This is a genomic window from Pseudomonas sp. HLG18 (assembly GCF_051903985.1).
Taxonomy (GTDB): domain Bacteria; phylum Pseudomonadota; class Gammaproteobacteria; order Pseudomonadales; family Pseudomonadaceae; genus Aquipseudomonas; species Aquipseudomonas fluorescens_BT.
In genome coordinates, this window is record NZ_CP195831.1 from 480,733 (window position 1) to 502,261 (window position 21,529).

Genomic DNA, 21,529 nt, shown 5'->3' on the forward strand with positions numbered 1-21,529 from the left:
TTTTTATGGTGAAACAGAAATCATTTTTTTCCTTGTGGGAGCGAGCCTGCTCGCGATAGCGATTATTCAGTCACATCGATATTGGATGTGCTGCCGTCATCGCGAGCAGGCTCGCTCCCACAGGGGGTGGTGTCAGGCTGGCTGACGCATTTCAGGCTTTGCTGCTGTGGCAGCACCCTGGCTCCGGGGATCCTTCGGGCCGTAGACCAGCGCCGGTTCCGGGAACAGGCTGAGCAACATCAGGTACATCACAGAGGCCAGGCCGAGGGTCACCAGCAGGCTGATGTCGATGCCGCCGGCCAGTTCACCGAGCGGGCCGACGAACTGCCCCGGCAGGTTGACGAAGCACAGGCCGACCGCCGCGCTCGGGATCCAGGCACCCAGGCCGCGCCAGTTCCAGCCGTGGCTGAACCAGTAGCGTCCGCCTTGCTCACCACGCGTGAACACTTGCAGGTCGTCCGGGCAGTAGAAGCCGCGACGCACCACCAGGCCGATGATCATGATCACCATCCATGGGGTGGTGCAGGTGATGATCAGCACCGCGAAGGTCGACACGCTCTGCACCAGGTTCGCCGCAAAGCGCCCGATGAAGATGAAGGCAATCGACAGCACGCCAATCAGCAGCGTCGCCTTCACTCGCGACAGCAGACGCGGGAACACGCTCGACATGTCCAGCCCTGTGCCATACAGCGACGTGGTGCCGGTGGACATGCCGCCGATCACCGCAATCAGGCACACCGGCAGGAAGAACCAGCTCGGCGACACCGCCAGCAGACCGCCGACGTAGTTGTTGGCCGCGATGTAGTCCGGTGCCTGGATCGCGACGATGGTCGCGGTGGTCAGGCCGAACAGGAACGGGATGAAGGTGGCGATCTGCGAGAAAATCACTGCTGCCATGATCCGCTTGCGCGAGGTTTCACGCGGGATATAGCGGGCCCAGTCGCCGAGGAACGCGCCGAAGGAAATCGGGTTGCTCATGGCCACCAGTGCGGCGCCGATGAACGCGGCCCAGAAACCCGGCTGGCCGAGGCTGACGGTGCCGGCGTAGTGCGAATCGAAAGGACCGGCGAAGGCGAAGATGCCCAGCAGGAACAGCAGGCTCGCGCTCCACACCGCGACTTTGTTCACCCACAGCAGGAAGCGGAAGCCGTAGATGCACACGGTCAGCACCAGAATCGCGAACAGACCGTAGGCCAGGCCCAGGGTCAGGTCGGTTTCCGGCAGGCCGATCAGGCGTTTGGCACCACCGATCAGCGCATCTCCCGAACTCCACACCGAGAGCGAGAAGAAGGCGATGGCGGTCAGCAGCGACAGGAACGAACCGACGATCCGCCCGTGCACGCCGAAGTGCGCACCGGACGACACGGCATTGTTGGTGCCGTTGAGCGGGCCGAACAGGCCCATCGGTGCGAGGATCAGCGAGCCAAGCAGCACACCCGCGACAATCGCCCAGACGCCCGCCTGAAAGGACAGGCCGAACAGCACCGGGAAACTGCCGAGCACGGCGGTGGCAAAGGTATTCGCGCCGCCAAAGATCATGCGGAACAAGTCCACGGGACCGGCGGTGCGTTCGTTGTCCGGGATCTGTTCGACCCCGTGGGTTTCAATCTGCGTAAGGCTTTGGTCTTTGTTGTTGTTATTCATGATCTGCTCCGATCATAAAGGCGCGCTCATCGTGCGTGAGGCGTCACCTGTTTGGCTAAGGGGGTGGCAGCCCTTCCGGCATTGCGGACAAATGTTCGTGGCAGGCCAGCCAATGGCCTTGTTGTTCTAGGCTCGACGCTTGTTTCCTGAAAACAATCGTCTCGCGCTCCTGGCTGAAGTGTTGCTCCCCTTGCATGCGCAGCTCGGTGGCCACGTCATGGATGAAAATCGCCACGTCACCCTGCAGGCTGACGAAGGCGTTGCTCGAGGTGCAGGACAGCACCTCGAAGCCATCCTCGGCGCGCCAGCTGTCCCACAACGCCTGATAGGCATCGCGCGACAGCAGGGGCTGTTCGAGGGTGTAGAACACGAAGCTGGCATCGGCGCTGAACGCGCCGAAGTAGGCTTCGCGATCGTTGCGGGCGAAGGCGGACACCAGATCGGCGGCCGCTTTCAGAACCTGATCACGTTCGTTCATGACCCGACCCTCAGCGGTGGACCACACCCGGCAGTACGCAGAGCATTTCGTACAGCAGGTTGGCGGCCAGCAGCGAGGTGTTGCCGGTGGTGTCATAAGCGGGCGAGACTTCTACCAGATCGCAGCCGATCAGGTCGAGGCCTTGGCAGCCGCGAACGATTTCAATCGCCTGAATGGTCGTCAGACCACCGATTTCCGGGGTGCCGGTGCCTGGCGCCCAGGCCGGGTCGATGCCGTCGATGTCAAAGCTCAGGTACACCGGGCCGCCACCGACTTTCTCGCACACTTCGGCCATCAGCGGTGCCAGCGACTTGTGCCAGCACTCTTCGGCTTGAACAACGCGGAAGCCCTGATCGCGGCTCCAGTTGAAGTCGTCAGCGGTGTAACCCTGCGCACGCAGACCGATCTGCACCACGCGGTCGCAGTCCAGAAGACCTTCTTCGACGGCGCGACGGAAGGTCGTGCCGTGGGCGATCTTCTCGCCGAACATGTGATCGTTGACGTCAGCGTGGGCGTCGATGTGCACCAGACCGACCTTGCCGTGCTTTTTGTGGATGGCACGCAGGATCGGCAGGGTGATGGTGTGGTCGCCACCCAGGGTCATCGGGATGACGTTGTGCTCGAGGATGTTGTCGTAGGCTTCTTCGATGATGCGCACGGCGTCGAGCAGGTTGAAGGTGTTGATCGCCACGTCACCGATGTCGGCAACCGACAGCGAGTCGAACGGCGCAGCGCCGGTGGCCATGTTGTACGGGCGGATCATCACCGATTCGGTGCGGATGTCGCGCGGCCCGAAGCGGGTGCCGGGGCGCAGCGAAGTACCGATGTCCAGTGGCACGCCAACGAAGGCAGCGTCCAGGCCGGCAGCGGTCGGTACATGGGGGAGTCGGAGCATGGTGGCGATGCCGCCGAAGCGCGGCATTTCGTTGCCGCCCAGTGGTTGGTGAAGAATCTTGTCCACGGGTAGGGCCTCATCGTCTTTGTTTTATTTATGTCGGCGCACCGCATTCGCAAGGTCACGGGCACCGCTGTGGGCCGATTCTGCGAAATGTAGTGAGGCGGAAGAATCGCTACGGGCAAATACTTAGTTCAGAATTTTCTAAACTAATGATGTGGGTAGAGATAGACTTTGTGCGCCTTGGGGTTTGTGATCGGCTGAACATCGCCGCCCTCACCCCAGCCCTCTCCCGGAGGGAGAGGGAGCCGATAGAGTTGTTCTCAGGAGCTTCATCGACCTGAAATATCGAGTTGAATTTAATAGAATCTGGGACAGACGCAGAATTTGAAGGCCATGGAGATCGGCTCCCTTTCCCCCTCTCCCCCTTGGGGAGAGGGCTGGGGTGAGGGGTGGTTCCAACAGACGACACAGTTCCCAGCCCCGGAGTAGATATGGCCAACGCTTTACCCGACCTGAAACTGTTGCGCATCTTCGTCAGCGTCGTGCGTCATCAGGGGTTTGCCAACGCGCAGCAGGAACTCAACCTGTCGACCTCGGCGATCAGCACCTACATGAGTCAGCTCGAAACCGCGTTGGGTCTGGTGCTGTGTCATCGCGGGCGCGGCGGTTTCAGCCTGACCAGCAAGGGCGAGCTGTTCCATCAGGAAACCCTGCGCCTGCTGGCCGAACTCGAAGGTTTCGAGCAATACGCCGCCGCGCTCAAGGGCGAATTGCGCGGCACGCTCAACCTCGGGGTGATCGACTCGACGGTCAGCGACAAGGCCTTGCCATTCGCCGAAGCCATTGGCGCCTACAGTCAGGAACACCCGGCGGTGCATTTGCATCTGTCGGTGATGAGCCCGTATGAACTGCAACTCGGCGTGCAGGACAACCGCCTCGATCTGGCCATCGGCGCGTTTTCCACACGCATGAGCGGTCTGGTGTACATGCCGCTGTACCGCGAGCAGCACTGGCTGTATTGCAGCAACCGTCACCCGTTGTTCAACGAACGGCGGATTCCCGAGCAGGTCATTACCCAGCAACGCATGGTCGGTCGTGGCTACTGGAGCCAGGCGGAACTGGCGCGCCACGGTTTCAAACACAGCGCCGCCACTGTGGAAAGTATGGAGGCGCAGCTGATTCTGGTGCTGTCCGGCGCCTACATCGGTTACCTGCCGGAGCACTACGCCCAGGCCTGGGCCGACAAGGGCGATTTGCGGGTTTTGCTGCCGGCGACCTTCGGTTATCAGGCGCCGTTTTCGATGATCATGCGCCGTGGGCGCAGCCGCGAGCCGCTGATCCAGACCTTCCGCGACCTGCTCAAAGCGCAGCTCAATCAGGCATAAGAACATGTCCAGACCCCAATGCCCGCGCTGCCTGCGCCCACAAACCCATTGCCTGTGCCCGCTGATCCCGAGCCTCGACAGCCGCACCCGGGTGTTGCTGTTGCAGCACCCGAGCGAGGTCAATCACGCGCTCAACACGGCACGACTGGCGGCGCTCGGTTTGAAAAATGCCGAACTGATCGTCGGCGAAGTGTTCGAGGATCTGCCCGCGCTGTTGAGTCGGCCAGGCTATCGGGCGCGGTTGCTGTTTCCGGCGGACGATGCACAGCCGATGCAGGCTTACACCGCATCGGATGAGCCGTTACTGCTGGTGGTGCCCGATGGCACGTGGCGCAAGGCGCGCAAGATGTTGCATCTGAATCCGCTGCTGGCGGCGTTGCCCCGGGTGACGCTGGCGCAGGGCGGGGTTTCCCGGTATCGGTTGCGCAAGGCACCGGGGCCGGGGGCGTTGTCGACGATTGAGGCGATTGTGCAGGCGTTGCAGACCTTGGAAGCGCCGGCCTCTTTCGAACCGCTGCTCAAGCCGTTCGAGGCGTTGATCGAGGGGCAGATTGCAGCGATGGGGGAAGAGGTTTTTCAGCGTAATCATGGCGACAGATAGTCGTTGTCTGAGCTGGCCTCTTCGCGAGCAAGCCCGCTCCCACAGGGAGCGCATTTCAAATGTGGGAGCGGGCTTGCCCGCGAAGAGGCCAGATGATTCACCCCAAATTCCGGATCATCACTAGCGCTCGCGCATCGCCTCGGTCCGCGCCTTCAACACCGGTTTGAGCAGGTAGTCCAGCACGCTTTTCTCCCCGGTAATGATGTCCACCGTCGCCACCATCCCCGGAATGATCAGCAGCGGTTTCACATCCCCGCCCAGGTGGTTTTTGTCGGTGCGCACCTGGATCAGGTAGAAGCTGTTGCCCTTGTCGTCGGTGATGGTGTCGGCACCGATCAGTTCAAGTTTGGCACTCAGCCCGCCGTAGATCGTGTAGTCGTAGGCGCTGAACTTGACCATGGCTTTCTGGCCCGGATGCAGGAACGCCACGTCCTGCGGCCGGACTTTGGCTTCGATCAGCAGGTTGTCTTCCAGCGGCACGATTTCCACCATGTCGCTGCCAGGCTGGACCACGCCGCCGATGGTGTTGACCTTCATCTGCTTGATCACCCCACGCACCGGCGAGGTCACGGTGGTGCGGCTGACACGGTCGTCGATGGCGATGCTCGAGGCGGTGATTTTCGACAGGTCGGTGCGTTTCTCGTTGAGCTCCTTGGCCGCCTCGGAACGGAAGGTCTGCTCCGATTCGTCGATCTTGCTTTTGATCTCGTTGATCGCCGATTCGGCCCGGGGAATGGCGAGCGTCGTGGCATTCAACGAGCCCCGAATTTCCACTGCGCTACGACGTAGACGGAGGATCTCCACGGGCGAAACCGCACCGGTTTTCACCAGCGGTTCCGACATGTTCATTTCCTGTTGCAGCAGCGCCAGGCTCGAACTGTATTGCCCCTGTTTCGACCGAAACTCGGCCAGCTCCTGCGCCTTCTGCCGCAGTTGTTCGCTGAGGGTGCGTTGCTCGCTGGCCAGCCGCCGTTGCCGCTGCTCGTACAGCGAGCGCTCGTCCTCGGCCACTTGCGGAGCCTTGGCAATCACCTCGTCAGAGAGCTTGAACGGCCGGCCCTCGGCTTCGGCGGACAAGCGTTCGACCTGCGCGGTCAGGGCATAACGATCGGCCTCGCTCTCTCCCTTGTTCGACAGAAACCGCGTGTCATCCAGCCGCAGCAAGGTGTCGCCCTTGCTGACCATCTGCCCTTCACGCACGAAGATCTCGGTGACGATCCCACCCTCGAGGTTCTGGATCACCTGAACCTTGCTCGACGGAATCGCCTTGCCTTCGCCCATGGTCACTTCCTGGAGCACGGCGAACTTGGCCCAGACCAGCGCACTGATCAGCAGCGCCGCGGCCAGCCACACGGTAATGCGCGACCAGCGCGGCGAATCCTGCAATGAGGCGCCGGCGGTTTCCGGCATGAATTCAGCCTCGGCGCTTTTGCCGAAACTGTCGAAATAACCGCGCTGTTTTGAAGAGGAGGAAGCAGACATGGGCAACTCCTAGACCGCCGCCGAGCCGACCCGGCCCTTGCGCAGTGCATCGATGACTGCTTCTTTCGGACCGTCGGCGACGATCCGGCCGTTGTCCAGCACCAGCAACCGGTCCACCAGGCTCAGCATCGAGGTGCGGTGGGTGACCAGCAGCAAGGTTTTGCCCTGCACCCAGCCGTGCAGCTTCTGGCGCAGGACGTCTTCGCTGCTGTTGTCCATGGCGCTGGTGGGTTCGTCGAGCAGCATGATCGGCGGGTCGAGCAATAGCGCCCGGGCCAGCAGAACGGCCTGGCGCTGACCGCCGGAGAGCAATTGCCCGCGCTCGCCCACCGGTCGGTCGAAGCCTTGCGGATGCTGCCGGGCAAGCTCGGTGACGCCGGTCAGTTCGGCCACTTCAAGCATGCGCGAATCGCTGATATAGCGGGCGCCGAGGGTCAGGTTGTCGCGCAGGCTGCCGGCCAGCAGCGGCAGGTCGTGGGCGACATAACCGATCTGCTGGCGCAGGTCGGCGACATCCAGTTGCCGCAGGTCGAGGCCGTCGAGCAGCAGTTGGCCTTCTTCCGGTTCGTAGAACCCCATCACCAGCCGCGCCAACGTGCTTTTGCCCGAGCCGCTGCGACCAATGATGCCGATCCGCTCGCCGGGTTTGACGCTGAAACTAACGTTGCTCAGGGCCGGTGCATTCTGGCCGTTGTAATGAAAAGTCACCGCATTGGCGTCCAGCGCACCTTGCAATTGCGTGCGCTCCAGCGGCTGCTGTTTGCCGTCACGCTCCTGGGGCAGGGCCATCAGCGCGTCGGTGCTTTTCATGGTCAGTTGCGCTTGCTGGTAGCGGGTGATCAGCCCGGCGATCTGGCCCAGTGGCGCGAGCACGCGGCTGCCGAGCATGTAACTGGCGACCAGCGCACCGACGCTGAGGTTGCCGGCGATGATGCTGTAGACCCCGGCGACGATGGTCGCCATCCCCGAGAACTGCTGGATGAACAACGTGCCGTTGGTGGCCAGCGCCGAGAGATTACGGGCGTGGCTGTCGAGGCGGGTGAGGGCGCCGTGGGTGCTCTCCCATTTGTGCTGGCGCTCGCTTTCGGCGCTGCAGGCCTTGAGGGTTTCCAGGCCGCCGAGGGTTTCGATCAGCAACGCCTGACGCTCGGCGCCGAGGCTCAGGCTTTTTTGTACGGTGTCGCGCAGGCGAACCTGAATGATCATCGCGAACACGATCGTGATCGGAAACGCCAGCAGCGGAATCACCACCAGCCAGCCACCGAGCAGGCCGATCACCACCAGCATCAACACCACGAAGGGCAGGTCGATCAGGCTGGTCAGGGTGACGGCGGTGAGAAATTCCCGCAGCCCCTGAAAATCGTGAATGCTCTGGGCAAATCCGCCGATGGTCGCCGGCCGGGCCTTCATCGCCATACCGGTGATGCGCTCGAATAAAGTCGCGGAAAGGATCACGTCGGTTTTCTTGCCGGCGGTGTCCAGCAGGTGCGCGCGCACCACCCGCAGCACCAGTTCGAACCCGGTGCCGATCAGCAGCCCGATGGCCAGCACCCACAGGGTTGACGTGGCCTGGTTCGGCACCACCCGGTCGTAGGTCTGCATCACGAACAGCGGCACCATCAGGCCCAGCAGGTTGATCAGGAAACTGGCGAGGATCGCGTCGCTGTACAGCCATTTCGACAGCTTCAGGGTATCGCGAAACCACGCCTGCACCCGTGGCACCAGCGGTGAACGCAGGTCTTCCAGTTCATGCCGTGGCCGGGCGAACAGGGCCTGCCCCGTATAGTGTTCAGCGAGTTCTTCGCGGCTGACCCACTGCTCGCCGCCGTCGGCCTCACTGGGCAGGATCAGCGCCTTGCCATCATCGGCAAAACGCCGCAGCACCGCCGTGCGCCCGTTGCCCAGCAGCAACAGCACCGGCAGGTTCAGCGGTGAAATGTCTTTGAGTTCCCGGCGCAGCAAGCGCGCCTGCAACCCGGCCCGGGCGGCGGCGCGGGGCAGCAGGTCCAGGCTCAGGCGTTGTTTGTCCAGGGGCAGCCCGGCACTCAGGCTGGCGCGACTGACCGTCGCGCCATGGAGTTTGCAGAGGATCAACAGACCGTCGAGTAACGGGTCATCGAAGCTCAGCCGCGGATCGATCCCGGATGTTCCGGGTTCCATGCTGGTCATATTGATCGCTCCCGTTGAACTGGCTCGGCTATCCACATCAACCCTGTGTTGATCGTTCCCACGCGGAGCGTGGGAACGATCAGATTGCGGCCTTCGGCAGCGCCTGCACGGGGCTTATTTCAGCTCGGGCAGACGTGCTTCGTTCTTCACCTCGGTAGCGGCAATCGCATCGGCGGGCAGTACCACCCGTTGTTTGCTCAGCAACTGACCCATGTTCGCCAGTACGCGGTACATCGAAAACTCCTCGGTGTAGCGGATTTCGGTGTAGCGGCGGTTGGCGTTGTACAGCTCGTTTTCACTGTCGAGCAGGTCAAGCAGGGTGCGTTGGCCGAGGCCGAACTGATCCTGATAGGCCGCGCGCACGCGCTTGGTGGTCTCGGCGTATTCGCGGGCGGTCGGGGTCTGTTTCTTGGCGTTGACCATGGCGTTCCAGGCCAGGTGAATGTTTTCGTTGAGCTGGCGCAGGGCGTTGTTGCGGATGTCCATGGCCTGGTTGATCTGGTGCGCATCGGAGGCCAGGCGTGCCTTGTCGCTGCCCCCGCGGAACAGGTTGTAATTCATCACCACGCCGACCCGCCATTCGTTGTCGTGGCCCTCGTCACCCTGCACGTTGTTGTTGGCGCCGACCGCCGCTTCGGCATCGAAACGCGGGTAGAACGGCGACTTGGCGACTTCGTACTGGCTCTCGGCCGATTGCACGTCGGCCTGGGCGGATTTCAGATACGGGTTGTTCTCGACCATGCTCTGCTGGGCTTCGGGCAGGCTGGCGGGCAATTCACCACGGGTCGAGGCCGGTGCTTCCAGTTCATCGGGCATGCGCCCGACCACGGCGTAGAAATTCGATTCGGCGTCCGCCAGATCGACCTCGGCGGTGTCGAGGTTGTTCTGCGCCAACGCCTTACGGGCCACCGACTGGTCGGAGTCGGCAGTGCTGCCGATGCCGCGCTGGGTGCGCAGGCCGATCTGGTCATTGACCCGCAGGTGCGCCTGCAGATTGTTCCTGGCCAGGGTTACCAGTTCGCGGCGCTTGAGCACTTCGAGGTAAACCTCGATGGTACGCAGGGCCAGGTCCTGGGCGGTACCTTGCGCGTAATACGCGCGCGAATTGGACACGCCCTTGGTGCGCTCGACTTCGTTGGCGGTGTTGAAACCGTCGAACAGCATCTGCCGCAGACGCAGCTCGGACTGGGTGTAGTTGAGGATTGCGGTGTGGTGGTTACCGAGGGCCCGGGTGTTGGTGTTGTCGCTGTAGCCGCGCCCATAAGCAGCGTTCAGATCCACCGACGGATAGAAGCCACCCTTGGCGACTTTTACCTGTTCGTCGGCCGACAGTTTGGCGTCAACCCGCGACGCCAGTTCCGGGTGGGTCGCGATGGTGCTCTGAATGGCTTCGGTGAGGTTCATGGCCTGAGCTTGGGATGTGCAAGCCATGGCCAGCAAAACCGCACTGCAGAGGGGGGTTAGAACGCGCATGGGTGCATCTCCCTGAGTCCTGATGGTATTTCGCTGTCGCCAATTTATTGACGATATTTTTAGTGTTTAGCGTCTCATCGCTGTTACAACAGAGCTAAGAACATCTTGAAGCGTAGCTAAGAAAAATTTTTCATATGGCTTATGCCAAAAAAAACTTATGCGCTTCGCCGAATCCGGCACATTGTTCCATTCGAAAGCCTTTGTTTTATGCGCTTTAGGGAGTGCATGAAGGCTTGAGGAAAGTTCCATTCACTTTGCGACATACGGGCGAAGTACTGCTAAAGGGGAGGGACGCGTAGCGGTCAATGAGTGACAGTTTTTTGTCACTCGGGTGATTCACCACCGTTACGTAGCGCTAGTGGGCGTGCTGCATCGATCAGGGATTCCAAGTGCCTGAGGGCGCTGGAGTTTCTGAATGTGCACAACCTGCGAAACGAACTGTCGAGGTGCGAGCGTCGCCCCGACAACCCGCTTGAGCCATGGGCTGCTTCGCGAACCAGTGCCGACGGTGGTCGGCAGCGGAGGAAATGCACATGGCAACGCTCATCGGGATCGTCACCAAAGTCATTGGTCAGGTTTTCGCTCAATCGGCAGACGGAAGTCGGCGCCCATTGGTGGAAGGCGATCGGCTGTTTGCCGGGGATCAATTGATCACCGGGGCGGAGGGCGCGATTGCCGTCCATCTGCAAAACGGCCAGGAACTGACCCTGGGCCGGGACAGCAGCCTGACCCTGACCGGACAATTGCTGGCCAACCACGCACCCCATGTGGATGCCCCGGAAGCGCTGACCCCGAGCGATGCCCAACTCACCGACGTGGCCCAGATCCAGAAAGCCATTGCCGCCGGTGAGGACCCGACCAAATCCGCTGAAGCCACCGCCGCAGGCCCCGATGCCCCTGGTGATACCAATGGCGGCAAGGGTGGCGGCCACAGTTTTGTGCTGCTGACCGAAGTGGGTGGCCGGGTCGATCCGGTCATCGGTTTCCCCACGGCCGGTTTCGGTGGCATTCCCGAGTTTCCGGAAGAACGCCACAACGCGGTCATCGACAACGGCGACAACACGCCGGCGCCGGTCATCCCGCCACCGGTCAACAACCTTGTGACCCTCACAGGCCTTGATGTGCTCGGGGGCGAACTGACGCTCAACGAAGCCAATCTGCCGGATGGCTCCGCCGCCAATCCCGGCGCGCTGACCCAGGCCGGCAGCTTCAGCATTTCGGCGCCGGACGGGCTTTCCAGCCTGAGCATCGGTGGTATCAACGTAATCGTCGGCGGCGTGCCGGTCGGTTTCCCGCAATCGATCACCACGCAGCTGGGCAACACCCTGACCATCACCGGTTACAACCCGGCGAACGGCACGGTCAGCTACAGCTACACCCTCAACGGAAACGACACCCATCCTGCGGGCGACGGTGCCAACAGCCTCAGCGAACATTTCACGGTGATTGCGGGCGACAGCAACGGCGACACGGCGACCGGCTCGCTGGACGTCAACATCACCGATGACGTGCCCAAAGCCGTCGATGACAGCAATGCGAGCACGGCTTCGGAAACCCTGCTGACCCTGACCGGCAGCGTCCTGACCAACGACGTGCAAGGCGCCGACCGCATTCCTGCCGGCCCCAACAGCGGCCCGGTGGTCGCCGGTACGTTCACCGGGACCTATGGCACGCTGGTGCTGAATGCCAACGGCACCTACACCTACACGCTGAACACCAGCGACGCGGATTTCAAGGCGTTGCATGGTGGCGGCAATGGCACCGAAACCTTCACCTACACCCTGCATGACTCCGATGGTGATACCAGCACCGCGAACCTCGTGCTGCAGATTCACAACAACGACGATCCGGTGATCATCAACGGGTTGAACGTCGAAGGTAGCGAGCTGACGGTATTCGAGAAAAACCTCAGTACCGGCAGTGCGCCAGATGCCACTGCGCTGACCCAGAGCGGCACGTTTACCATCACTGCTTTGGATGGCGTTACCACGCTGACTGTCGGCGGAATCGCCGTGGTCACCAACGGCGTGGCCGCTGGCTTCCCGCAATCGGTCACGACTCCGCTGGGCAGTACGCTGACCATCACCGGGTTCAATGCCACGACCGGCGTCGTCAGTTACAGCTACACCCTGGTCGACAACGAAGCGCACCCGACTGCCAACGGCGCCAACGTACTGAATGAGCAGTTCGCTGTCACCGTGGTGGATGACAATGGCACCACCGCCAACGGTTCGCTGGACGTGAACATCGTCGACGACTTGCCAAAAGGCGTGGATGACAGCAACGCCGGCACCGCCTCGGAAACCAACCTCACGCTGACCGGCAACGTCCTGACCAACGATGTGCAAGGCGCTGACCGTGTACCGACTGGCCCGATCACTGCCGGCACTTTCACCGGGACTTACGGCACCTTGGTGCTGAATGCCAACGGCACCTACACCTACACCCTCAACACCAGTGACGCCGACTTCAAAGCCCTGCACGGTGGTGGCAATGGCACCGAGACCTTCACCTACACCATCACCGATGCCGATGGCGACACCAGCACCGCGAACCTGGTCCTGCAGATCCACAACAACGACGACCCGGTGGTCATCAACGGGTTGAACGTCGAGGGCGGTGAACTCACCGTCTACGAAAAAAACCTCGGCGACGGCAGCAGCCCCGATGCTCCAGCACTGACCCAAAGCGGCACCTTCACCATCACCGCGTTGGACGGCGTCACCACGCTGACCATTGGTGGAATCGCCGTGGTCACCAACGGTGTCGCCGCAGGCTTCCCGCAATCGGTCACGACTCCGCTGGGCAGTACGCTGACCATCACCGGGTTCAATGCCACGACCGGCGTCGTCAGTTACAGCTACACCCTGGTCGACAACGAAGCGCACCCGACTGCCAACGGCGCCAACGTACTGAATGAGCAGTTCGCTGTCACCGTGGTGGATGACAACGGCACCACCGCCAACGCCACGCTGGACGTAAATATCGTCGACGACCTGCCCAAAGGCGTGGACGACAGCAACGCCGGCACCGCCTCGGAAACCAACCTCACGCTGACTGGCAACGTCCTGACCAACGACGTGCAAGGCGCCGACCGTGTACCGACCGGCCCTAGCGCCGGCCCTATCACCGCCGGTACTTTCACCGGGACTTACGGCACATTGGTACTCAACGCCAACGGCACCTACACCTACACCCTCAATACCAGTGACGCCGATTTCAAAGCCCTGCACGGCGGTGGCAACGGCACGGAAACTTTCACCTACACCATCACCGATGCCGACGGTGACACCAGCACTGCGAACCTGGTCCTGCAGATCCACAACAATGACGATCCAGTGATCATCAACGGCCTGGACGTAAACGGCGGCGAACTCACCGTCTTCGAGAAAAACCTCAGCACCGGTAGTGCGCCAGATGCCACGGCTTTGACTCAGAGTGGCACGTTCACCATCACTGCGTTGGACGGTGTCACTACCCTGACCATCGGTGGTATCGCCGTCGTCACCAACGGTGTCGCCGCAGGCTTCCCGCAATCGGTGACCACGCCTTTGGGCAGCACGCTGACCATCACCGGCTTCAATGCCACGACCGGCGTCGTCAGCTATAGCTACACCCTGGTCGACAACGAGGCGCATCCGAACGCCAACGGCGCCAACGTGCTGAATGAGCAGTTCGCCGTGACCGTGGTCGATGACAACGGCACCACCGCCAACGCCACGCTGGACGTGAACATCGTCGACGACCTGCCCAAAGGCGTGGATGACAGCAACGCCGACACCGCCTCGGAAACCAACCTCACGCTGACCGGCAACGTCCTGACCAACGACGTGCAGGGCGCCGACCGCGTACCGACTGGCCCGATTACCGCCGGCACTTTCACCGGGGCTTACGGCACCTTGGTGCTGAACGCCAACGGTACTTACACCTACACGCTGAATACCAGCGATGCCGACTTCAAAGCCCTGCACGGCGGCGGCAACGGCACCGAGACCTTCACCTACACCATCACCGATGCCGACGGCGACACCAGCACCGCGAACCTCGTGCTGCAAATCCACAACAACGACGACCCGGTGGTCATCAACGGGTTGAACGTCGAGGGCGGTGAACTCACCGTCTACGAAAAAAACCTCGGCGACGGCAGCAGCCCCGATGCGCCAGCCCTGACCCAAAGCGGCACTTTCACCATCACCGCGCTGGATGGCGTCACCACGTTGACCATCGGCGGAATCGCCGTGGTCACCAACGGCGTGGCCGCTGGCTTCCCGCAATCAACCGTCACTCCGTTGGGCAGCACGCTGACCATCACCGGTTTCAACGCTGCAACCGGCGTCGTCAGCTACAGCTACACCCTGGTCGACAACGAGGCGCATCCGAACGCCAACGGCGCCAACGTGCTGAATGAGCAGTTCGCCGTGACCGTGGTCGACGACAACGGCACCACCGCCAACGCCACGCTGGACGTGAACATCGTCGACGACCTGCCCAAAGGCGTGGACGACAGCAACGCCGGCACCGCGTCGGAAACCAACCTGACGCTGACCGGCAACGTCCTGACCAACGATGTGCAAGGCGCCGACCGCGTACCTGTCGGAGAAAATGCCGGCCCGATTACCGCCGGCACTTTCGCCGGGACTTACGGCACCTTGGTGCTGAACGCCACCGGGACTTACACCTACACGCTGAACACCAGTGACGCCGATTTCAAAGCCCTGCACGGCGGTGGCAACGGCACCGAGACCTTCACCTACACCATCACCGATGCCGACGGCGACACCAGCACCGCGAACCTGGTCCTGCAGATCCACAACAATGACGATCCAGTGATCATCAACGGCCTGGACGTAAACGGCGGCGAACTCACCGTTTACGAAAAAAACCTCGGCGACGGCAGCAGCCCCGATGCTCCAGCCCTGACCCAAAGCGGCACCTTCACCATCACCGCGCTGGATGGCGTCACCACGTTGACCATCGGCGGAATCGCCGTGGTCACCAACGGCGTGGCCGCTGGCTTCCCGCAATCGGTGATCACGCCTTTGGGCAGCACGCTGACCATCACCGGTTTCAACGCTGCAACCGGCGTCGTCAGCTACAGCTACACCCTGGTGGATAACGAAACCCATCCGACCGCCAACGGCGCCAACGTGCTGAATGAGCAGTTCGCCGTGACCGTGGTCGATGACAACGGCACCACCGCCAACGGTTCGCTGGACGTGAACATCGTCGACGACTTGCCAAAAGGCGTGGACGACAGCAACGCCGGCACCGCGTCGGAAACCAACCTCACGCTGACCGGCAACGTCCTGACCAACGACGTGCAAGGCGCCGACCGCGTACCGACTGGCCCGATTACCGCCGGCACTTTCACCGGGACTTACGGCACCTTGGTGCTGAACGCCAACGGTACTTACACCTACACGCTGAATACCAGCGATGCCGACTTCAAAGCCCTGCACGGCGGCGGCAACGGCACGGAAACTTTCACCTACACCATCACCGACTCGGACGGCGACACCAGCACCGCTAACCTGGTCCTGCAGATCCACAACAATGACGATCCAGTGATCATCAACGGCCTGGACGTAAACGGCGGCGAACTCACCGTCTTCGAGAAAAACCTCAGCACCGGTAGTGCGCCAGATGCCACGGCTTTGACTCAGAGTGGCACCTTCACCATCACCGCGTTGGACGGCGTCACTACCCTGACCATCGGCGGCATCGCCGTGGTCACCAACGGCGTGGCCGCTGGCTTCCCGCAATCAACCGTCACTCCGTTGGGCAGCACGCTGACCATCACCGGCTTCAACGCTGCAACCGGCGTCGTCAGCTACAGCTACACCCTGGTCGACAACGAAGCTCACCCGACTGCTAACGGCGCCAACGTACTGAACGAGCAGTTCGCTGTCACCGTGGTGGATGACAACGGCACCACCGCCAACGGTTCGCTGGACGTGAACATCGTCGACGACTTGCCAAAAGGCGTGGACGACAGCAACGCCGGCACCGCGTCGGAAACCAACCTCACGCTGACCGGCAACGTCCTGACCAACGACGTGCAGGGCGCCGACCGTGTACCGACTGGCCCGATCACTGCCGGCACTTTCACCGGGACTTACGGGACATTGGTACTCAACGCCAACGGCACCTACACCTACACCCTCAACACCAGCGATGCCGACTTCAAAGCCCTGCACGGCGGCGGCAACGGCACCGAGACCTTCACCTACACGATCACCGATGCCGACGGCGACACCAGCACCGCGAACCTCGTCCTGCAGATCCACAACAACGACGATCAGGTCTACCTCAACGGCCTGGACGTAAACGGTGGCGAACTCACCGTCTACGAGAAAAACCTCAGCGACGGCACCAGCCCCAACACCCCGTCACTGACCCAGAGCGGCACCTTCACTGTGACTGCCCTCGACGGTCTGCAAACCCTCACCGTGGGCGGCATTGCCGTGATCACCAACGGTGTCGCGGCCGGCTTCCCGCAATCGGCGGTCACGCCGCTGGGCAGCACGTTGACCATCACCGGATACGACCCGGCCACGGGTGTGGTCAGCTACAGCTACACCCTGGTGGATAACGAAACCCATCCGACCGCCAACGGCGCCAACAGCATCACCGAGAACTTCAACGTGGTGGCGACCGATACCGATGGCAGCACCGCCACCGGGCAGATCAACGTCAACATCATCGACGACCTGCCGACCGCCAAGCCCGATGCCACGTCGGTGCAGGAGGGCGGCACCGTCAGCGGCAACGTGCTGGACAACGACATCGGCGGCGCCGACGGCCCGGCAGCGGGTGGCGCGGTAGTGGGCGTGCGCGCCGGTTCCGACACCTCGACCTCGGCCATCGGCGGCCTCAACAGCAACATCAACGGCACCTACGGCTACCTGACCCTCGACGCCAACGGCAACGCGGTCTATCACAGCAACCCGAATGCCGTGAGCGGCCCCGGCGCGGTAGACGTGTTCGTGTACACCGTGCGCGATTCCGACGGCGATGAAAGTACCACCACCATCACCATCGACGTTTCCAACAGCCAGCTGCGCGCGGTCAGCGACACCGACGTCACCGTGTACGAAAAAGCCCTCGACCTGAACAAGGACGGCCAGGATCTGGCCGCCGGTACAGTCACCGGCAGCGATCCGACCAGCACCGGGGAAACCGCGTCGGGCACGCTGGTTGGCTCGGTCACCGGCGCGGTCGGTGCAATCAGCTACGCGCTGGTCGGCAGCGCCACCGGCAACTACGGGCAGATCGTGCTCAACCCCAACGGCACCTACACTTACACCCTGACCTCACCGGCCAGCACCACCCCGCATGCCGATGACGGCGCCAACACCCTGACCGAAACCTTCACCTACCAGGCCACCGATTCACTGGGCAACGTCGTCACCAGCACTATCGTGGTCAACATCGTCGATGACGTGCCGAAGGCGATCAACGACAGCAATGCCAGCACCGCGTCGGAAACCCAGTTGACCCTAAACGGCAACGTGCTGACCAACGACGTGCAAGGCGCCGACGTGGTGGCGACCGGTCCGAATGCCGGCCCGATCACCCCCGGCACCTTCACCGGCACTTACGGCACTCTGGTGCTGAACGCCAACGGCACGTACACCTACACGCTGAACCCCAACGATGCAGACTTCAAAAACCTGCACGGCGGTGGCAACGGCACCGAGACCTTCACCTACACCCTGACCGATGCCGACGGCGACACCAGCACCGCCAACCTGGTACTGAACATCCACAACAACGACGATCCAGTGGTCCTCAACGGCCTCGACGTGAATGGCGGCGAACTCACCGTCTACGAGAAAAACCTCAGCGACGGCACCAGCCCCGACACCCCGGCACTGACCCAGAGCGGCACCTTCACAGTCACCGCGCTCGACGGCCTGCAAACCCTGACCGTGGGCGGCATTGCCGTGATGACCAACGGCGTGGCAGCCGGCTTCCCGCAATCGACCGTCACCCCGCTGGGCAGCACGCTGACCATCACCGGTTACAACCCGACTACCGGCGTGGTCAGTTACAGCTACACCCTGGTGGATAACGAAACCCACCCGAACGCCAACGGCGCCAACAGCATCACCGAGAACTTCAACGTGGTGGCGACGGACACCGACGGCAGCACTGCGACCGGGCAGATCAACGTCAACATCATTGACGACCTGCCAACCGCCAAGGCCGACACCGGTTCGGTGGCGGAGGGCGGCACGGTCAACATCAGCGTGCTGGGCAATGACATCAGCGGCGCGGATGGCGCGGCGATCGTGGTCGGCGTGCGCGCCGGCGGCAACACCGCGACCTCAGCCATCGGCGGCCTCAACAGCAACATCAATGGCACCTACGGTTACCTGACCCTGGATGCGGCCGGCAACGCGGTCTATCACAGCAACCCGAACTCGGTGAGCCCGCCGGGCGCTACCGACACCTTTACCTACACCATCCGCGACAGTGACGGCGATGAAAGCACCACCACCATCACCGTCAACGTCGCCGACAGCAAACTCGTGGCCTCGACCGATCAGGACGTGACCGTCTACGAAAAAGCCCTCGACCTGACCCAGGACGGGCAAGACCTGGCCCCCGGCACGGTCATCGGCAGCGATCCGAGCAATACCGGCGAAACCGCCACCGGCACGCTGGTCGGTGCGGTCACCGGCGGCAGCGGTTCGATCACCTACACCCTGGTCGGCAGCGCCACCGGCACTTACGGGCAGATCCTGCTCAATCCCGACGGCACGTACACCTACACCCTGACTTCGGCACCGAAAACCACGCCGAACGCCAACGACGGGCCGAACACCCTGAGCGAAAGTTTCACCTACAAGGCCACCGATGCGTTGGGCAACAGCACCACCAGCACCATCGTGGTCAACATCGTCGACGACGTGCCCAAGGCTGTGGCCTCGGATCGCTCGGTGGCGGCGGTGGAGATCGACTCCAACATCCTCATCGTGCTCGACATCTCCGGCAGTATGGCCGACGCCTCCGGCGTGCCGGGCCTGTCGCGGCTGGACCTGGCCAAGCAGGCAATCAGCGCCTTGCTCGACAAGTACGACGATCTGGGCGATGTGAAAGTGCAGCTCGTCACCTTCAGCAGCAACGCCACCGACCGCACTTCGGTATGGGTCGATGTGGCGACCGCCAAGACCCTGCTCGCCGGCCTCAGCGCCGGTGGTGGCACCAACTACGACGCGGCCGTGGCGACCATGCAGACCGCGTTCAACACCTCGGGCAAACTCACCGGGGCGCAGAACGTCGGCTACTTCTTCTCCGACGGCAAACCCACCACCGGCCAGGAAATCGGCACCGCCGACGAGACCGCGCTCAAAGCTTTCCTTGATGCCAACAACATCAAGAACTACGCAATCGGTCTCGGCAGTGGTGTAAGCAACGCCAACCTCGATCCGATCGCCTACGACGGTATCAGCCACACCAACACCAACGCGGTGGTGGTCACTGACCTCAATCAACTGAACTCGGTGCTCTCCGGCACCGTGGAGGGCGCGCCGGTCACTGGCTCGTTGCTGGGGGACAGTGGTTCATTCGGCGCCGATGGCGGTTTCATCAAATCCATCGTGGTCGACGGCACCACCTACACTTATGACCCGAAAGCCAATAGCGGCCAGGGTTCGCTGACTGCCAGCGGTGGCACCAACCACGGCACCTTCAACACGGTGAACAACACCCTGAGCATTGCCACCAACAACAGCGGCACGCTGGTGATCAACCTCGACACCGGCGACTACAGCTACACCTCGCAGAAAACCACGACGACGGTGATCACCGAGAACATCGGCTTCACCCTCAGCGACAACGACGGCGACCTCGCCAGCTCCACGCTGACGGTGAAAGTGATCCCGAATTCGCCGCCCGTGGCGGTGGACGACCACATCATCACCAACGTGCTGTCGAGCAATGTCGTGGTGCCGGGCGAGCTGCTGCTGGCCAACGATACGGATCCGGACGGCGATACCCTCAACGCCTCGCCAACCACCTTCAACACCGGCTGGGTCGCCAAGGGCGCGGACTTCACCGGCACTGGCGCGATCAGCTTCACCGGCACCAGCAACACCGCCGCCAACCAGAACCTGGCTGATGTGCGCAACGCCTTCGCGGCCAACACAGCGGCCATGACGGCAGTGCTGGTGGTCAGCGGCTACCTCGGCGCGGTGACCAACGCCAATGCCAACGATGAAGACCTCATCACCGTCAAACTGAAACAGGGCGAGACCCTCAACCTCGACCACAACCTGGCGGCCGGGCACATCACCATGGAGTATTCGGTGAACGGCGGGGCGTTCGTCAGCATCGCCGACGGCGGCACCATCACCGCCGGTGCCGATGGCACGTATCAGATCCACATAACCAACATCACCAACACCAGCGGCAGCAACACCAATGCTGCGGAAAACTATCAACTGACCATGACGGTCAACTACGCCGGGGCTCACGACGTCACCCCGGATTTCCACGGCTCCTACACCGCCAACGACAACCACGGCGGCAGCGACACCGCCAACGTGACCATCAGCTATCAGGACGGCCACACCCTCACCGGGACGTCCGGCGATGACGTGCTGGTGGCGGGCAGCGGCGACAACATCCTCAACGGCGGGGACGGCAACGACGTACTCACCGCAGGCTCCGGCAACAACGAGCTGCACGGCGGCGCCGGCAACGACTTGCTCTACAGTGGCCCGGGCAACGACCTCCTCGATGGCGGCACCGGTATCGACACGGTCAGCTATGCCCACGCGACGGCCGGTGTGACAGTCAACCTGAGCCTGCTCGGTGCGCAGAACACCCTCGGTGCAGGCATCGACACCATCAGCAATGTCGAAAACCTCGTCGGCTCGAACTTCAACGACACCCTCACCGGTGACAACAATAACAACGTGATCAACGGCGGCCTGGGCAACGACATCCTCAATGGCGGCGGGGGCGATGACCTGCTGATCGGCGGGATGGGTAACAACACCCTGACCGGCGGGCCGGGCGCCGACACCTTCCAGTGGCTCAAAGGCAACAGCGGCCACGACACCGTCACCGACTTCACCCCGGGCACCGACAAGCTCGACCTGTCGCAATTGCTGCAAGGTGAAAACGGCACCGCGGCGTCACTGGATGACTACCTGCACTTCACCGTTACCGGCAGCGGCGCCTCGGTCATGACCAGCATCGACGTCAGCGCCATGGCCGGCGCCACGCCGAACCAGACCATCGACCTGGCCGGCGTCAACCTCGCCAGTCACTATGGCGTGACACCGGGGGCGGGGGGCTTGATTGCCAGCGGGCACGACACGGCGACGATCATCAACGGCATGCTGAATGATCATTCGTTGAAGGTGGATACGGTGTGAGCTAATCGC

9 protein-coding genes are annotated in these 21,529 nt (G+C 62.4%); 3 read left to right on the plus strand and 6 right to left on the minus strand.

Features of this window, described 5'->3' with window-relative positions; genetic code table 11:
- Positions 1–132 precede the first annotated feature (132 nt).
- Genes ACSPX5_RS02370 through speB form a run of 3 tightly spaced genes read right to left on the minus strand, consistent with a single transcriptional unit; the run spans position 133 to position 3,083 of the window.
- On the minus strand, positions 133–1,644 hold the full coding sequence (locus ACSPX5_RS02370) for a purine-cytosine permease family protein (RefSeq protein ID WP_439820883.1): 1,512 nt from the start codon (positions 1,642–1,644) through the stop codon (positions 133–135).
- Between the two features lie 55 nt (positions 1,645–1,699).
- Positions 1,700–2,122: a YybH family protein gene (locus ACSPX5_RS02375; protein WP_085683062.1), complete on the minus strand. Its 423-nt coding sequence runs from the start codon at positions 2,120–2,122 to the stop codon at positions 1,700–1,702.
- A gap of 10 nt (positions 2,123–2,132) precedes the next feature.
- On the minus strand, positions 2,133–3,083 hold the full coding sequence (gene speB, locus ACSPX5_RS02380) for an agmatinase (RefSeq protein WP_439820884.1): 951 nt from the start codon (positions 3,081–3,083) through the stop codon (positions 2,133–2,135).
- Positions 3,084–3,511: 428 nt separating this feature from the next.
- Between speB and ACSPX5_RS02385 the strand changes: the two genes are divergently transcribed.
- Positions 3,512–4,405: a LysR family transcriptional regulator gene (locus ACSPX5_RS02385; RefSeq protein ID WP_169429331.1), complete on the plus strand. Its 894-nt coding sequence runs from the start codon at positions 3,512–3,514 to the stop codon at positions 4,403–4,405.
- A gap of 4 nt (positions 4,406–4,409) precedes the next feature.
- Positions 4,410–5,006, plus strand: coding sequence for a tRNA-uridine aminocarboxypropyltransferase (locus tag ACSPX5_RS02390; protein WP_439820885.1), 597 nt, complete (start codon positions 4,410–4,412; stop codon positions 5,004–5,006).
- A 120-nt stretch (positions 5,007–5,126) separates the two neighbouring features.
- On the opposite strand, the gene ACSPX5_RS02395 is transcribed toward ACSPX5_RS02390, so the two are convergent.
- From ACSPX5_RS02395 to ACSPX5_RS02405, 3 genes are all read right to left on the minus strand, one after another.
- Positions 5,127–6,488, minus strand: a complete 1,362-nt coding sequence (locus ACSPX5_RS02395; protein ID WP_169429333.1) for an HlyD family type I secretion periplasmic adaptor subunit — start codon at positions 6,486–6,488, stop codon at positions 5,127–5,129.
- A 9-nt stretch (positions 6,489–6,497) separates the two neighbouring features.
- Positions 6,498–8,657 carry a type I secretion system permease/ATPase gene (locus ACSPX5_RS02400; RefSeq protein ID WP_169429334.1) on the minus strand — a complete coding sequence of 720 codons (2,160 nt, stop codon included), beginning with the start codon at positions 8,655–8,657 and terminating at the stop codon, positions 6,498–6,500.
- A gap of 114 nt (positions 8,658–8,771) precedes the next feature.
- Positions 8,772–10,130 (minus strand): TolC family outer membrane protein, encoded by a 1,359-nt coding sequence (locus ACSPX5_RS02405; RefSeq protein WP_169429335.1) that lies wholly within the window; start codon positions 10,128–10,130, stop codon positions 8,772–8,774.
- A 533-nt stretch (positions 10,131–10,663) separates the two neighbouring features.
- Between ACSPX5_RS02405 and ACSPX5_RS02410 the strand changes: the two genes are divergently transcribed.
- On the plus strand, positions 10,664–21,520 hold the full coding sequence (locus ACSPX5_RS02410) for a retention module-containing protein (protein WP_439820886.1): 10,857 nt from the start codon (positions 10,664–10,666) through the stop codon (positions 21,518–21,520).
- Positions 21,521–21,529: the final 9 nt, after the last annotated feature.

What these genes read in the sequence shown, in the direction of transcription:
- ACSPX5_RS02395 (WP_169429333.1), bottom strand. Translation starts at nt 6,488, where the DNA reads ATGTCTGCTTCCTCCTCTTCAAAACAGCGCGGTTATTTCGACAGTTTC.
- ACSPX5_RS02405 (WP_169429335.1), bottom strand. Translation starts at nt 10,130, where the DNA reads ATGCGCGTTCTAACCCCCCTCTGCAGTGCGGTTTTGCTGGCCATGGCT.
- ACSPX5_RS02400 (WP_169429334.1), bottom strand. Translation starts at nt 8,657, where the DNA reads ATGACCAGCATGGAACCCGGAACATCCGGGATCGATCCGCGGCTGAGC.
- ACSPX5_RS02385 (WP_169429331.1), top strand. Translation starts at nt 3,512, where the DNA reads ATGGCCAACGCTTTACCCGACCTGAAACTGTTGCGCATCTTCGTCAGC.
- ACSPX5_RS02390 (WP_439820885.1), top strand. Translation starts at nt 4,410, where the DNA reads ATGTCCAGACCCCAATGCCCGCGCTGCCTGCGCCCACAAACCCATTGC.
- ACSPX5_RS02375 (WP_085683062.1), bottom strand. Translation starts at nt 2,122, where the DNA reads ATGAACGAACGTGATCAGGTTCTGAAAGCGGCCGCCGATCTGGTGTCC.
- ACSPX5_RS02410 (WP_439820886.1), top strand. Translation starts at nt 10,664, where the DNA reads ATGGCAACGCTCATCGGGATCGTCACCAAAGTCATTGGTCAGGTTTTC.
- ACSPX5_RS02370 (WP_439820883.1), bottom strand. Translation starts at nt 1,644, where the DNA reads ATGAATAACAACAACAAAGACCAAAGCCTTACGCAGATTGAAACCCAC.